The following is a 15157-nucleotide window of genomic DNA, read 5'->3' on the forward strand; positions in this document are numbered from 1 at the left end:
CGGCTTTGCCCAATACATTGACCGCACTTTCGAGTCATTTTCTATGCGTCTGTCGCTACCGAGCATGTGGCTCATCTTATTCGTGAAGCACGCACTTTGGTGATCGAAAAGTAAGGAAGCGTGTAAAAAGCGGGCTATTCTGTAAATGGGCGGTTAAGAATTGATTAACTCTGATTTTTTACTAGTGTTTGATTTTTTATCCTGAATTTAATTATAAAAATAGCATTTTATATAATTTGGTTGTGATTGAGATCCTATTTATCAGTGAAAAATTTTATTTAATTGATTGACAAAGTGCGGTTATCAAGTAAAAATAGCCCACATTATGTTTCAACTGTTTTGGATATAACAATGAGCTTTCCATTTGCCGCTTTCTCTCTCCTCCTCTTGCTCGCAAACTGATTGTGCGGCTTGACTGTGGAAGATGATTGGCAAATTACAGTTCACTAGAGTTTTAAACCCGCACAACGTTGCGGGTTTTTTGCATTTATGCACCGCACTTTGGGCAAGATTAACATTAAGGAAAATGTGATGCGTGATAACGTAATTATTTTTGATACTACCTTGCGTGACGGCGAGCAGGCGTTAAGCGCCAGTTTGACGGTGAAAGAAAAACTGCAAATCGCACTGGCGTTAGAACGGTTGGGGGTGGACGTGATGGAAGTCGGTTTTCCGGTATCCTCATCGGGCGATTTTGAATCGGTGCGCACCATCGGACGGCATATCAAAAACTCAGTGGTGTGCGGTTTATCGAGAGCAGTGGATAAAGACATTGATGCGGTGTATGAAGCATTGAAAGAAGCGGAACGTTTTCGGATTCATACTTTTATCGCCACTTCTGCGTTGCACGTGGAAGCCAAACTGAAACGTTCTTTTGACGATGTGGTGGAGATGGCGGTAAGTGCGGTTAAACGTGCGCGCCGTTATACCGACGATGTGGAATTTTCTTGTGAAGATGCAGGACGCACCGGCGTGGATAATATCTGTCGTGTGGTGGAGGCGGCGATTGATGCCGGTGCGACCACGGTCAATATTCCCGATACCGTCGGTTTCTGCCTGCCGACCGAATACGGCAATATCATTCATCAGGTGATGAATCGCGTGCCGAATATCGATAAAGCGATTGTGTCGGTGCATTGCCATAACGATTTGGGCATGGCGACCGCTAATTCGTTGACGGCGGTGCTGAACGGCGCACGTCAGATTGAATGTACCGTCAACGGCATTGGCGAACGTGCCGGCAATACCGCACTTGAGGAAGTGGTGATGGCGATTAAAACCCGTCAGGATATGTTTAAGGTGGATTCTCGTATCAATACCCAAGAGATTCATCGCGTTAGTCAAATGGTCAGCCAACTTTGCAATATGCCGATTCAACCGAATAAAGCGATTGTCGGCGGCAATGCGTTTGCGCACTCGTCCGGTATTCATCAAGACGGGATGCTGAAAAACAAGAATACTTACGAAATCATGACACCGGAATCGATCGGACTGAAAAAAGAGAAATTGAACCTGACCGCTCGTTCCGGTCGTGCTGCGGTGAAAGGGCATATGGCGGATATGGGGTATACCGAAGCGGATTATGATTTGGATAAACTGTATGAAGCTTTCCTAAAATTAGCGGACAAAAAAGGACAGGTGTTTGATTATGATCTGGAAGCGTTGGCGTTTATCGATATGCAGCAAGGTGAAGAAGATCGGTTAAAATTAGACAAGATCTCCGCGCATTCGGTGAGCGAGTTTCCGGCAACCTCTTTTGTGCAACTGGAGTTGGACGGCGAGCAATTAAGTACGGTATCCGCCGGCGGCAATGGGCCGGTTGATGCAACCTATAATGCCATTTTGGCATTGACCGGATTGGATATCAGCATGTCGCACTATAATTTAACCGCTAAAGGCGAAGGGGCGGAAGCACTGGGGCAGGTTGATATCGTGGTCGAACATGAAGGGCGTAAATTCCACGGTGTCGGATTGGCGACCGATATTATCGAGTCATCGGCGTTAGCGTTGATTCATGCGATTAATGCGATTTATCGGGCGCATAAAGTGGCGGATTTAAAAGCGAAAAAATAACGGTTTACACGAAGAGGAAAAGAGTATGCAAGCATATAACATTGCGGTTTTACCCGGTGACGGAATCGGCCCCGAAATTATGGCGCAAGCAATCAAGGTCTTGGACGCCGCACAGCAAAAATTCCGGTTCAAATTGAACTACCACTATTTTGATGTCGGTGGTGTGGCGATTGATAATCACGGCAAAGCCTTGCCAGACGTCACCTTACAGGGCTGTGAAGCCGCCGATGCGATTCTGTTCGGTTCGGTCGGCGGCCCGAAATGGGAGCATCTGCCGCCGGCGGAGCAGCCTGAGCGTGGCGCGTTGTTGCCGCTAAGAAAACATTTTGCGTTGTTCTGCAATTTGCGCCCGGCAACGTTATACAAAGGGTTGGAAAAGTTTTGTCCGCTGCGTGCCGACATTGCCGCAACCGGTTTTGATATGGTGGTTGTGCGTGAATTAACCGGCGGTATCTATTTCGGACAGCCGAAAGGGCGTGACGGTGAAGGCGCAACGGAAAAAGCATACGACACTGAAGTGTATCACCGTTTTGAAATCGAGCGCATTGCCCGTATTGCGTTTGAAACCGCACTTAAGCGCAGCAGCCACGTCACCTCTGTCGATAAAGCCAATGTGTTGACCAGCTCGGTGCTGTGGCGTGAAGTGGTGACTGAGGTGGCGAAAGGCTATCCCCAAGTGCGGTTGGATCATATCTATATTGATAATGCCACCATGCAGGTGATTAAACAGCCGTCGTTCTTTGACGTATTGCTCTGTTCCAATATCTTCGGCGACATCATTTCCGATGAATGTGCGATGATCACCGGTTCAATGGGCATGTTGCCGTCCGCCAGCCTGAATGAGCAAGGCTTCGGTTTGTATGAACCGGCAGGCGGTTCGGCGCCGGATATTGCCGGTAAAAATATTGCCAACCCGATTGCACAGATTTTGTCGGCGGCAATGATGTTGCGCTATAGCTTCAATCTGGAAGAGGCGGCACAAGCGATTGAAAGTGCGGTCAAAACTGTATTAGCCGAAGGGCATCGTACGGCAGATTTGGCGGATAACAGCCAACCGGTCTCAACATCGGAAATGGGTGATTTGATCGCCGCCAAGATTTAACCTGATTGTAAAGATAACGAATTTACGGATTAAAATATGAAGAAGACTTTATACCAAAAACTGTTCGACTCGCATGTCGTTTACGAAGCAGACGGTGAAACCCCGATTTTGTATATCAACCGTCATTTGATCCACGAAGTTACCAGTCCGCAAGCCTTTGACGGGTTGCGTGTGGCCGGGCGTGAAGTTCGTCAAGTCAACAAAACTTTCGGCACCATGGATCACAGTATTTCTACCCAAGAGCGTGATGTCGGCAAGTTGGAAGGGCAAGCCCGTATTCAAGTGTTGGAGCTGGAAAAAAACTGTAAAGCCACCGGCATTTCCTTATTCGACATGAATAGAAAAGAGCAAGGCATTGTACATGTGATGGGGCCGGAACAAGGCCTGACGTTACCGGGCATGACGATTGTCTGCGGCGATTCCCATACGGCGACTCACGGCGCATTCGGCGCATTGGCGTTCGGGATCGGCACTTCCGAAGTGGAGCACGTATTGGCAACCCAAACCTTGAAACAGGCACGTGCCAAAAGCATGAAAATTGAGGTTCGTGGTAAAGTTGGGCAGGGCATTACGGCAAAAGATATCGTACTTGCGATTATCGGTAAAACTACAATGGCCGGCGGCACCGGACATGTGGTAGAGTTCTGCGGTGAAGCGATTCGTGATCTGTCAATGGAAGGTCGTATGACAGTGTGTAATATGGCGATTGAATTGGGCGCAAAAGCCGGCCTGATTGCCCCTGACGAAACCACTTTCGCTTACTTAAAAGGTCGTCCTCATGCGCCGCAAGGCAAAGATTGGGACGATGCGGTAGCTTACTGGAAAACTTTGCAGACTGATGAAGGTGCCGTGTTTGATACGGAAGTGGTGCTGGATGCCAAAGATATTGCACCGCAAGTAACTTGGGGAACCAATCCGGGGCAGGTGATCGGCATCGATCAATTAGTACCGAATCCGGCTGAAATGGACGATGCGGTCGTACGTGCTTCCGCTGAAAAAGCGCTGGACTATATCGGCTTGCAGGCGAATACCGATTTAACCGAAGTTGCGGTGGATCAAGTGTTTATCGGCTCTTGCACCAATTCCCGTATTGAAGATTTGCGTGCGGCGGCGGCTGTGATGAAAGGGCGCAAAGTGGCGGATAACGTTAAACGGGTCCTGGTGGTGCCGGGGTCAGGCTTAGTCAAGGAACAGGCTGAACAAGAAGGACTGGATAAAATCTTTATCGAAGCCGGTGCGGAATGGCGCAATCCGGGCTGTTCGATGTGTTTGGGCATGAATGACGACCGTTTGGGCGAATGGGAGCGCTGTGCCTCAACCAGCAACCGAAACTTTGAAGGGCGTCAGGGGCGCAACGGGCGTACCCATTTAGTCAGTCCTGCAATGGCGGCGGCGGCGGCCGTTTTCGGCAAATTCGTGGATATTCGCCAAATTTCGTTAAATTAAGGAGAACACAATGGCTGGTTTTAAACAACTTTCAGGCTTAGTCGTTCCGCTGGATGCGGCGAACGTGGATACCGACGCGATTATTCCGAAGCAATTTCTACAGGCAATTACGCGTGCCGGCTTTGGGAAACACTTGTTCCACGAATGGCGGTATTTAGATGTGGGCGGTACGCAACCGAATCCGGAATTCGTGTTGAATTATCCGCAATATCAAGGGGCGACAATCTTGTTGGCACGTAAAAATTTAGGCTGCGGTTCATCACGTGAACATGCCCCTTGGGCGCTGGCGGATTACGGCTTTAAAGTGATGATCGCCCCAAGCTTTGCCGATATTTTCTATAATAACAGCTTAAACAATCATATGTTGCCGATTCGTCTGAGTGAAGAAGAGGTTGAAGAGATTTTCCAATGGGTGTGGGTGAACGAAGGTAAACGGATTGATGTGGATCTGGAAGCCAAAACAGTGACTGTCGGTGATAAGGTGTATGTCTTTGAGCTGGACGAATTCCGCCGCCACTGTTTATTGGAAGGTTTGGACAATATCGGACTGACGTTGCAGCATGAAGAGGCGATCAGCGCATACGAAAGCAAAATTCCGGCGTTTTTGCGATAAATAGTGACGTGCATCAAGCCGCAATATTGTCGATATTGCGGCTTTTTGCGTATTTCAGTCTGATAAGATTCAGTAAAGATGATATGAACGAACGGATAAACGTCTTGGAAGCGAATTTTTCTGCTTTGACCGCACTTTTTAGCGGAAAGTGCGGTTTTATTTTGCCGACATCAACGATGTTCGTCATCGAGATCGATTTCACAATTATCGACACAGGTCGAAATGCCCAACCATTTATAAATCAGGCAGTAGCTTAATAATCCGCTGATCGTGAGCAAGATCCCGATATAGCCCCACGACCCGATCACCTTAACCGCACTTAACACACATAGGGTGATCCCGACTAAAATACGGATAATACGTTCTTTATTGCTTAAATTTCTACGTAATTTTTTCGGCATGATTGTTAGGCATTGCCCCTCCGTTTGGTTTGGTTAACATCGACATAAGGGTTGTACCACATATTTCATTAATACAGATTTTAGCAATGATGTCAAATAACTCTTTTGAATTATCTGAATCTGATCTCGCTTTGAAAACCGTTTGGAGTTAAATTACTGAATTTTACCGAATAATGGTGCAGTTCGGCAATGCGGTTCACGATTGATAATCCAAGACCGCTTCCTTTTTCGTTTTGTCCGGCGGGGCGGTAAAACCGTTGTCCCAGTTTTTCCAAATCGTCGGGATTAACTCCGTTGCCATTATCGCTCACCGTCAGCCGATCGGCGTATAGCGAGACGCAAACACGGCTGCCGTTCGGACAGTAATGAATGGCGTTATCGATCAAATTACGCAGCATCAATGAAATCAGTAACGGTTGCCCTTTCTGTAAAGGCGGCGTGCCTTGCTGTTCAAAGATCAGTTTTATCTGTTTTTTATCTGCTGCAAAATACCGCTCGCCAAGTAAGGATTCGATTAAATCCTGCCATTTTATCGTTTCCAGCTGTTCCAGTTCGATTACCGAATCCAGACGGGACAGTGTCAGCAACTGCTCGATCAGCTGTGTAGCACGGTCAATTCCGCCGGTCAGATTGTTTAACGCTTGATTACGCATATGACTGTTGTTATCGGCGAGTTGGGCGATTTCGGTTTGCACCCGAAGTGCGGTCAGCGGACTGCGCAATTCATGCGCCGCATCAGAGGTGAAGCGGCGTTCACGTAATAACATACTCGAAGTGCGGTTGAAAAAATGATTCAGGCTGTTGACGACCGGTTGGATTTCCGACGGCAGCTGCGGAATGTCCAGCGGGCTGTTGTCGTCCGGCGAGCGTTGGTAAAGCTGTCGGCGCAACCGTTTTAACGGCGCCAGCTCACGGCTAACCACAAGCACAATCAGTGCCAATAAAATCGGCAGTCCGGCAAGCCAGACCAGCAGTTGACTGAACACCATGTCGGCAACAATGTCTTCCCGATATTCCAGTTCTTGTCCGACGGCAATCATCAGCTCACCGCCGGCGGCAGGCAACCAGAAAATCCGCCATGAATCATCGTCAAGCGTTTGTTTGGCAAATCCCCGTACCGGCGAAAAGTTGATATGATCGCCGTTGTTGGCGTCGGACAGAACCCGTTCGCCCTGTCGGGTAAAAACAGCAAATGCCAGCGCATCGTCATCGAGCACTTTTTTGCGGATATGGTGTGGCGGCCTGACGGTTTCGGGCTTTTTCCCGTTGTGCTGTTGAATCAGAATTTGTCTTAAATTGGATGTTGCTAAACGCTGGGCAAACAGGATTTGTTGCGCATCAAACACCTTGTCGGTTTCGTCTTTGGCTTTAATCCAAGCGATGACCGCAGCACCCAGCCAGAGCAGGAGCGAGGCGAGAGACAAAATGATGATCAGTCGCAGGCGTAAGCTGTTAATTTTCATCCATTTTACCCAAGGTATAACCGACGCCGTGTACAGTGCGGATAAAATGGTTGCCCAGTTTTTTGCGCAGATTGTGGATATGCACTTCCAGCGCATTGCTGCTGATTTCATCATCCCAGCTGTGCAGTTTTTCTTCGATCAACGAGCGTGACAGTACACGTTCTTTGTTGTTGAGAAACAGAGAGAGCAGGTTGAATTCACGGGTGGTCAAATTGATCGGCTCGCCGTCCAGTTTCACCTGGCGTGAATCCGGCTCAAAGGTAAGATTTCCATGGCTAATCACCGGATTGAGGTTGCCGTGACGGCGGCGGATCAATGCTTCGAGACGGGCGGCGACTTCACTGAGGGCAAACGGTTTGCACAGATAATCATCGGCACCTTGTTTCAAACCGGAAACCCGCTGTTCCAACGAGTCGCGAGCAGTCAGAATTAATACCGGTACGTCCTGATTGAGCTTGCGCCATTGCTGTAAAATGTCCATGCCGTCCATTTTCGGCAGGGTCAGATCCAACACAACGGCATCGTAGGGGGCGCTGTCGAGCGCTTCAAAACCGGTTTTACCGTCCTGAAACCAATCTACGCGGTAATTGAACTGGGTCAATCCGACTTTTAAGCCGTCACCGATTAAAGGATCGTCTTCGATAAGTAATATGCGCATGGCAGGTTTCCGTTTGCTTATTGATGAAAAAACCGCACTGGTTAAAGTGCGGTTGCGTTGTCAGATTATTGAACTTTCACCACGCGGTGAATTTCCACTTCGGTTTTGTTCCAAGATTGGTCTACTTCGCCGAACAGTTTGACTTTGTCTTTCGGGGTGACCGATTGACCGTGCCATGCACGATCGTCAATTTCCACCTCAACGCTGCCGCTGTCGTCTTTGAAGACAAAATCGTCTTTGCCGACTTGCTGTTCGATGAACCCTTCTAATACAACCAATTGATCATCTTTCATTTCTTTCAGCGAGGCAACGTGGCTGACGGCAATTTCCTCGGCGGAAAAGCCGGCGCGTTCAGCGTGATGTTTTTTATGCTTTCCGTCATATTTCATCGTGCGCTCCGCACCGAATGTCGGCTGTGAGGCTTCGTTTGCCTGGGTTGCCGCTAATGCGCCGCCGCTGATTGTTAAGAGAAGGGCTGAAGCCAATGCTGTTTTTTTCATCATATTTACTCTCCGAATTTAATTTTTTCCAAATGTTCACAAAGCGTTAAGGCAAGTATCCGTGCTTTGTTGAGGTGTATTAAAACAAAGAGTTCTTAAAAAAAGCTTAACCGTGCAAAAAATTATAAATATTTTTCCAAAACCTGCTGAATACCGTTTTGATCGTTATCAGTGGTGACCAGTTTGGCGTATGATTTGACCTCGTGTTCTGCATTGCCCATGGCCACGCCCAAGCCGACCGCACTTAGCATGCTGATGTCATTATGGTTATCGCCGAAAGCAATCACCTGCTGCGGATCAATATCCCACAGTTTCAGTAAATCCAGCAACCGTCCGCCTTTGCTGTTACCGTTGTTGGCGACATCGACCCTATCGATCCACGACCATTCGCAACTGAATTGATCCTCGGGTAATTGTGCGACGGCCTGCTGCATTAATGTGCGGTCAGGGTGGCTGAACACGAATTTCCAGATAGTTTGTCCGGCAGCCAACGGTGCATAAAAACTGCTGATTTGCTGTAAATTCGGACGAACTTCAGCCGGACAGCGTTCGACCCATTGGCTGAATTTGCGCATATGCGGGTTGTATTCGGTAAATGTCATTTGATCACGGGTGTACATCAGCAGATGAATGCCCGATTGTTCGGCGGTCTCAATCACTTTTCGCGCCTGCTGCCAGGTAAACGGATTGGCGACGGGGGTGCTGTCATTGGCAACATCATAAATATACGTGCCGTTACAGCAGATCATCGGCGTATCCAGTTGTAACTGGTGGTAATACGGTTTGACTGCGGTATGGTGGCGGCCGGTTACCAGCACGACTTTTGCTCCTTTGGCTCGCACGCTGTTTATTGCCTCAATACTTTGCGGCAGAATTTCACCTTTGCTGTTGAGCAAGGTGCCGTCTAAATCAAATGCGACTACACGATATTTCATTTTTCTTTCCTGATACAAGTTTAGACTGTGCGTTGACGCACGATTTCGAATAAACAAACGCCGGTGGCGACCGAGACGTTTAATGAAGAAACGCTGCCCGCCATCGGAATGCTGATCAATTGATCGCAATGCTCACGGGTCAGGCGACGCATACCTTCGCCTTCCGCTCCCATCACCAGCGCAATAGCGCCGTTCAGTTTGGTTTGATATAGGGTTTCGCTCGCTTCGCCGGCGGTACCGATCACCCAGATATTGTGCTGTTGCTGTAATTCACGCAACGTGCGGGCCAGATTGGTAACTCGAATCAGCGGCATGGTTTCTGCTGCACCACAGGCCACTTTACGCGCAATAGACGTGAGCTGTGCCGATTTGTCTTTCGGCACGATCACCGCATCGACACCGGCCGCATCGGCGGTGCGCAAACAGGCGCCGAGATTGTGCGGATCGGTTACGCCGTCCAATACCAATAAAAAAGGCTGAGCCTTACCGTTTAACAGGCTGTCCAGATCATGTTCATTCAGCTCTTTTGCGGATTGAATCCGGGCGATGATGCCTTGATGTACTTCGCCGTCGGCTTTTTTATCCAGTGTCTGGCGATTGGTTTGTTGCACGGCAAGACCGAGGGCTTGTAACCGCTGTAATAAGGGCAGCAGGCGTTTGTCTTCACGCCCTTTCAGCACAAAGACTTCGATAATTCGCTCCGGTGCGGTGTTTAAAAAAGAGGAGACGGCATGAATACCGTAAATATTTTCGCTCATGTTGTTTTGTCGGTTGAGATAAATTGCCTGCTACGATAACACAAAATCAGCTTGATTATAATCCGAAATGCCGGGCATGAAAGGCAAAATGACGTTCGATAAACGTTGCAATAAAGTAGTAACTATGATCATAACCCGAATGCAGGTTAAATTCGATTTCAAAACTGTGCTCGACCGCTCTTTGAACAAATTTTTGTGGTTGTAGCTGCTCCGGATAGAAACTGTCGGCATCTCCCTGATCAATCAATATCGGCAATTTTGTTTTGGCGTGTATCAGCTGTTTTAAACTGTCATATTGCGCCCATAATGTCCTATCTTCGCCCAAATAGGCGGAAAATGCTTTTTGCCCCCAAGGTGTTTCGCTCGGATTGACGATCGGGGCAAACGCAGAAATCGAACGGAAGCGTTCACTATTGCGCAAGCCAATCAGTAAGGCGCCGTGTCCGCCCATTGAATGCCCGAAAATAGCGGCTTTTTCGCCAATCGGAAAACGTTTTTGTAATAATTCAGGCAGTTCTTTGGTGATGTAATCATACATCTGATAATGTGTCTTCCAAGGATCTTGAGTGGCATTCAGATAAAATCCGGCGCCTTGACCCAAATCGTAATGCGCGTCATCGGCGACAGCCTGCCCGCGCGGACTGGTATCCGGCATTGCCAGTGCAAAGCCGTATTGTGCCGCCAGCCGTTGCGCGCCGGCTTTGGTAGAAAAATTTTCATCGTTGCAGGTTAGACCGGATAACCAATACAGTAGCGGCACTTTATTATTTTCATTGGCTTGCGGTGGCAGATAAACGGCGAATGTCATTTCGCATTTGGTGGTGTGTGATGTATGGCGATAGCGTTGATGAACACCGTCAAACATTTTGTTACTGCTGATTAACGTCAATGGGGTCATGATATCCTCACGATTATACGGCAAAGTGCGGTTTGCTTTTGACCGCACTTGGCAGGATCAATAATGAATAACGCTGCGAATGGATTTGCCTTGGTGCATTAAGTCGAAGGCGGTATTGATTTCGTCCAGCGGCATGGTGTGGGTGATAAAGTCGCTTAAGGCAAATTCACCGTCCAGATATTGTTGGATAATTTTCGGTAATTGGGTGCGGCCTTTCACGCCGCCAAATGCCGAACCGCGCCAGACTCGGCCGGTCACCAGCTGGAACGGACGGGTGCGGATCTCCGCTCCGGCAGGGGCGACACCGATAATCACCGATTCACCCCAGCCTTTGTGACAACACTCTAATGCGGCACGCATCACCTCGACATTGCCGATACATTCAAACGAGTAATCGACCCCGCCGTCGGTCATGTCGACAATGACCTCTTGAATCGGTTTGTCAAAATCATTCGGATTGATACACTCGGTTGCGCCCAGTTTTTTTGCCATCGCAAATTTTTCAGGGTTGACGTCAATGGCGATAATCCGGCTTGCGCCAATCATTCTGGCACCGATAATCGCCGCCAATCCGATTCCGCCCAAGCCAAAAATCGCAATACTGTCACCGCTCTTGGCTTTGGCGGTATTGATGACCGCACCCATGCCGGTGGTGACGCCGCAGCCGAGCAGGCAAATCTCTTCCAACGGCGCTTCTTTTTGCACTTTTGCCAGCGAGACTTCGGCAACCACGGTATATTCGGAAAAGGTGGAACAGCCCATATAGTGATAAATCGGTTTTCCGTCTTTGAAAAAACGCACGCTACCGTCCGGCATCAAGCCTTTGCCTTGCGTTTCCCGTACGGAAGAACACAGGTTGGTTTTGCCGGAGCGACAGAATTTACATTCACCGCACTCGGCGGTGTAAAGCGGAATGACGTGATCACCGACGGCGACACTGGTCACGCCTTCGCCGACCGCTTCGACAATGCCCGCGCCTTCATGCCCTAAAACACAGGGGAAAACACCCTCCGAATCCTTGCCGGACAGGGTATAGGCATCGGTATGGCAGACGCCTGTCGCCACGATACGCACCAACACCTCGCCTTTTTGCGGCGGCATTAAATCCAACTCCTCGATTTTCAGCGGTTCATTCGCTGCCCAAGCGACGGCGGCGCGGGTTTTAATGTAGTCGGTCATACAACTCCTCCTGATTTTCGGCTGGTGGTTACGGCAGTTATTTGCGTTTTTTTGCCTTGCCGAATGAAGCGCCGGCATTCTGCTTTTTCTTCTTCGGTGCGGCTTTTGCGCCACGTCCGTCACGCAGGCGTTTTTCCAGGCTTTCGGCATAGCGGGTATTTTTCTTCAAGCGGTCTTTGGTGGTTTTCCCTTCCCGCTGCGGTTTGCGTTCACTGGCAACCATGGCGAAATCGATCTGCTTTTGCTCCAGACTGACTGCGGTAACCTTGATCCGCACTTTGTCGCCGATACGGTAATACATGCCGCTGTTTTCGCCGATCAAGCGTTGACCGGCGCTGTCAAATTGGTAGTAATCGTTGTCCAGCGTGGAAATGTGTACCAAACCGTCGATAAAGAAATCGTTCAGCCGCACAAACAGACCGAAACCGGTGACAGTGGAAATGATGCCGTCGAATTCTTCGCCGACATGATCCTGCATATATTCGCATTTCAGCCAGTCGGCGACGTCGCGCGTGGCGTCATCGGCACGGCGTTCGGTGGTGGAGCAGTGTTCGCCTAGCAGATCAATGTCGTCCAATAAATAATGGAAACCGCCGCCGTGGGTCGAACGTTTGTTGCCGCCTTTTTCTTTTTCGATCAGGTATTTAATTGCACGGTGCAGACTCAAATCGGGATAACGGCGAATCGGTGAGGTGAAATGGGCGTAGTTGTCCAGCGCCAAACCGAAATGACCGATATTGTCGGCGGAATAGACCGCCTGACTGAGCGAGCGTAACAGCATGGTTTGAATCAATTCGTGATCGGGGCGTTCTTTCACCTGTACCATTAATGCGGCGTAGTCCGCCGGGGTAGGTTTTAAACCGCCGCCCAGCGTTAAACCGCACTCGTTGAGGAAACTGCGGAACGCCAGCATTTTTTCTTCACTCGGGCCGGCATGAATACGGAACAGTGCCGGTTCTTGTGCTTTTTCGACAAAGGTCGCCGCCGCAATATTGGCTTGAATCATGCACTCTTCAATAATTTTATGGGCATCATTGCGCACCACCGGCTCAATCCGTTCAATACGGCCTTGTGGATTGAAGATAAATTGGGTTTCAATGGTTTCAAAATCAATCGCACCGCGTTTTTTGCGTGCGTCATGCAGCACCTTAAACAGGTTGTTCAGCTCTTCCAAGTGCGGCACCAACAAGGCATAGCGTTGACGCAACTCTTCATCGCCTTCCAAAATCCGCCATACTTTGGTGTAGGTTAAACGGGCGTGGGAATTCATCACCGCCTCGTAGAACTTGTAGCCGGTCATTTTGCCTTTTTTGGAAATGTCCATTTCGCACACCATACATAGCCTATCGACTTGCGGATTGAGCGAACATAAGCCGTTTGACAGCACTTCCGGCAACATCGGCACCACACGATTCGGGAAATAAACCGAGTTGCCGCGATTGCGCGCTTCGCTGTCAAGTGCGGTTTTCAGACGGACATAATAGCTGACATCGGCAATGGCGACCCACAGTTTCCAGCCGCTGTCGCCGTTTTTACGGCAATAGACCGCATCGTCAAAGTCGCGCGCATCTTCGCCGTCAATGGTGACCAACGGCAGATCGCGCAGATTAACCCGCCCTTGTTTGGCGTCTTCCGTAACCTCTTCTTTTAAACCGTCGACCTGCTTCAACACGTTTTCAGGGAAAACATGCGGAATATCATGGTTGCGCAGTGCAATTTCCACTTCCATGCCCGGTGCCATGTTGTCGCCCAGAATTTCGGTGATAATCCCGACCGGATTATGATTACGGGTGCGAGGTTGCAGTTCGACCACCACCACTTGTCCCATACGGGCGCCCATGCGGTGTTCGTTCGGAATTAAAATATCGTGGCTGATACGGCTGTCGTCCGGCACGACAAAGGCGATGCCCGACTCCATAAAGAAACGGCCGACAATCTGTTTTTTACGGCTTTCCAAAATGCGCACGATCCGCACTTCCTGCCGTCCGCGGCGATCAAAGCCGTTCGGCTGCGCCAGTACATAGTCGCCGTGCATCACCCGTTTCATTTGTCCGTTGGGAATAAACCAATCGTCTTTTGCCCCGTCCACCTGTAAAAAACCGTAGCCGTCACGATGGCCGAGTACCGTCCCTTTCAGCAGCGATAATTTTTCCGGCAGGGCATAACATTGGCGTTTGGTAAACACCAGTTGTCCGTCGTTTTCCATCGCCCGTAAGCGGCGGCGCATACCTTCCTGCTGTTCTTCATCGCTAATCTGAAGTGCGGTCAGAATATCTTGCCGACTCATCGGCGTTTTATGTTCACGAATAGTTTGTAGAATAAATTCACGACTTGGAATTGGATTTTCATATTTCTCGGCTTCCGCCTGATAATGTGGATCTTTGCTCATAACATCTCCTTTTTGTTCAATTTTTATTGTTGTTATGGATTTAAATCCCAGTTTGACATTGTGGGCGGGGGAATGCAAGGGAAGCACACGGAAATGCGGGTTTTAATCTTGTCGTCAGCGGTGTTGTTCGCTTTGCGTTTAGACGGACGATTTTTGCAGTTTTGACGGGTGAGGGGTATTTTTCAATAATCCGTTACGTTTTAATTCTTTACTGATCCGAATTGCGGTTTCGGTTTCACAGCCGGCGTATTCGGCGATTTCACGGTATGTCCAACAATATTCGGGGTAAGTCTCGGTCAGAAAATAGATGCTGTCGATTACTTTGTCCAGACTTTTGTTATAAGCGGCTTTGGCCAGACGGTGTTCGGCATCTTGCAGTTCGTTGGCGAGCGTTTTCAGTAAAAAATGCCCGACGTCGGGGTTGTGTTGCACGAATTGTTGGATATTGTCCGGTTGGATATGGATAAGCGTCGCTTCAACCAAGACCTTTGCTGTGCAGTGATAGCGATTTTCGCCGAATAAGGTGCGGAAACCGAAATAGTCGTTAGTGTGATAAATTCTGAGCAGGCTCTCTTTGCCGCTTTCCAGAATATGGTATAGACCGATAAGCCCGTGCTGTACAAAATAAAACGCTTTGGCAATTTCGCCCTGAGAATAAATAAGGGTTCCTTTTTCCAGCGTATGCAGCACACTGAGATGGCAATGCTTTAATTGCTGTGGTGAGAACGGGTGGTTTTCCATT

The 15157-nt window shown here is 49.0% G+C and carries 15 protein-coding genes; 4 read left to right on the forward strand and 11 right to left on the reverse strand.

The window, feature by feature from the left end; translation table 11 throughout:
* Nucleotides 1-531: 531 nt before the first annotated feature.
* Genes leuA through leuD form a run of 4 tightly spaced genes read left to right on the forward strand, consistent with a single transcriptional unit; the run spans nt 532 to nt 5234 of the window.
* Entirely contained in the window at nt 532-2073 is a 1542-nt protein-coding gene (gene leuA, locus OA57_RS10170; protein ID WP_034617297.1) for a 2-isopropylmalate synthase, read from the forward strand.
* Between the two features lie 25 nt (nt 2074-2098).
* The gene (leuB, locus tag OA57_RS10175) at nt 2099-3175 is read left to right on the forward strand and encodes a 3-isopropylmalate dehydrogenase (protein ID WP_034617301.1); all 1077 of its coding nucleotides are present in this window, start codon (nt 2099-2101) and stop codon (nt 3173-3175) included.
* A 36-nt stretch (nt 3176-3211) separates the two neighbouring features.
* Nucleotides 3212-4621: a 3-isopropylmalate dehydratase large subunit gene (gene leuC / locus OA57_RS10180; RefSeq protein WP_034617304.1), complete on the forward strand. Its 1410-nt coding sequence runs from the start codon at nt 3212-3214 to the stop codon at nt 4619-4621.
* Between the two features lie 10 nt (nt 4622-4631).
* Nucleotides 4632-5234 carry a 3-isopropylmalate dehydratase small subunit gene (gene leuD, locus OA57_RS10185; RefSeq protein WP_034617306.1) on the forward strand — a complete coding sequence of 201 codons (603 nt, stop codon included), beginning with the start codon at nt 4632-4634 and terminating at the stop codon, nt 5232-5234.
* A 13-nt stretch (nt 5235-5247) separates the two neighbouring features.
* Here leuD and OA57_RS12720 read toward each other — a convergent pair whose 3' ends face one another.
* From OA57_RS12720 to OA57_RS10235, 11 genes are all read right to left on the reverse strand, one after another.
* Complete coding sequence (locus tag OA57_RS12720; RefSeq protein ID WP_161788347.1) at nt 5248-5421, reverse strand: hypothetical protein; 174 nt, start codon at nt 5419-5421, stop codon at nt 5248-5250.
* Complete coding sequence (locus OA57_RS10190) at nt 5405-5635, reverse strand: YgaP family membrane protein (protein ID WP_034617308.1); 231 nt, start codon at nt 5633-5635, stop codon at nt 5405-5407. Before OA57_RS10190 ends, OA57_RS12720 begins: the two co-directional genes overlap by 17 nt.
* A gap of 110 nt (nt 5636-5745) precedes the next feature.
* Complete coding sequence (qseC, locus tag OA57_RS10195) at nt 5746-7098, reverse strand: quorum sensing histidine kinase QseC (RefSeq protein ID WP_034617309.1); 1353 nt, start codon at nt 7096-7098, stop codon at nt 5746-5748.
* Nucleotides 7088-7756: a response regulator gene (locus tag OA57_RS10200; protein WP_034617311.1), complete on the reverse strand. Its 669-nt coding sequence runs from the start codon at nt 7754-7756 to the stop codon at nt 7088-7090. The genes qseC and OA57_RS10200 overlap by 11 nt, the downstream gene beginning before the upstream one ends.
* A gap of 65 nt (nt 7757-7821) precedes the next feature.
* On the reverse strand, nt 7822-8259 hold the full coding sequence (locus OA57_RS10205; RefSeq protein WP_052122472.1) for a YgiW/YdeI family stress tolerance OB fold protein: 438 nt from the start codon (nt 8257-8259) through the stop codon (nt 7822-7824).
* Nucleotides 8260-8378: 119 nt separating this feature from the next.
* A complete protein-coding gene (locus OA57_RS10210) occupies nt 8379-9191 on the reverse strand; it encodes a pyridoxal phosphatase (RefSeq protein ID WP_034617313.1) in 813 nt (270 codons plus the stop codon).
* A 20-nt stretch (nt 9192-9211) separates the two neighbouring features.
* Nucleotides 9212-9949 carry a 23S rRNA (guanosine(2251)-2'-O)-methyltransferase RlmB gene (gene rlmB, locus OA57_RS10215; protein WP_034617316.1) on the reverse strand — a complete coding sequence of 246 codons (738 nt, stop codon included), beginning with the start codon at nt 9947-9949 and terminating at the stop codon, nt 9212-9214.
* 55 nt (nt 9950-10004) lie between these two features.
* Entirely contained in the window at nt 10005-10847 is an 843-nt protein-coding gene (gene fghA / locus OA57_RS10220) for an S-formylglutathione hydrolase (RefSeq protein ID WP_034617318.1), read from the reverse strand.
* Nucleotides 10848-10904: 57 nt separating this feature from the next.
* Complete coding sequence (locus OA57_RS10225; protein ID WP_034617321.1) at nt 10905-12026, reverse strand: S-(hydroxymethyl)glutathione dehydrogenase/class III alcohol dehydrogenase; 1122 nt, start codon at nt 12024-12026, stop codon at nt 10905-10907.
* 37 nt (nt 12027-12063) lie between these two features.
* Entirely contained in the window at nt 12064-14415 is a 2352-nt protein-coding gene (rnr, locus tag OA57_RS10230; RefSeq protein WP_034617324.1) for a ribonuclease R, read from the reverse strand.
* A 138-nt stretch (nt 14416-14553) separates the two neighbouring features.
* Entirely contained in the window at nt 14554-15156 is a 603-nt protein-coding gene (locus OA57_RS10235; protein WP_034617327.1) for a Crp/Fnr family transcriptional regulator, read from the reverse strand.
* Between the last annotated feature and the right edge of the window lies 1 nt (nt 15157).

It is taken from the genome of Chelonobacter oris, assembly GCF_000772535.1.
Classification (GTDB): Bacteria; Pseudomonadota; Gammaproteobacteria; order Enterobacterales; family Pasteurellaceae; genus Chelonobacter; species Chelonobacter oris.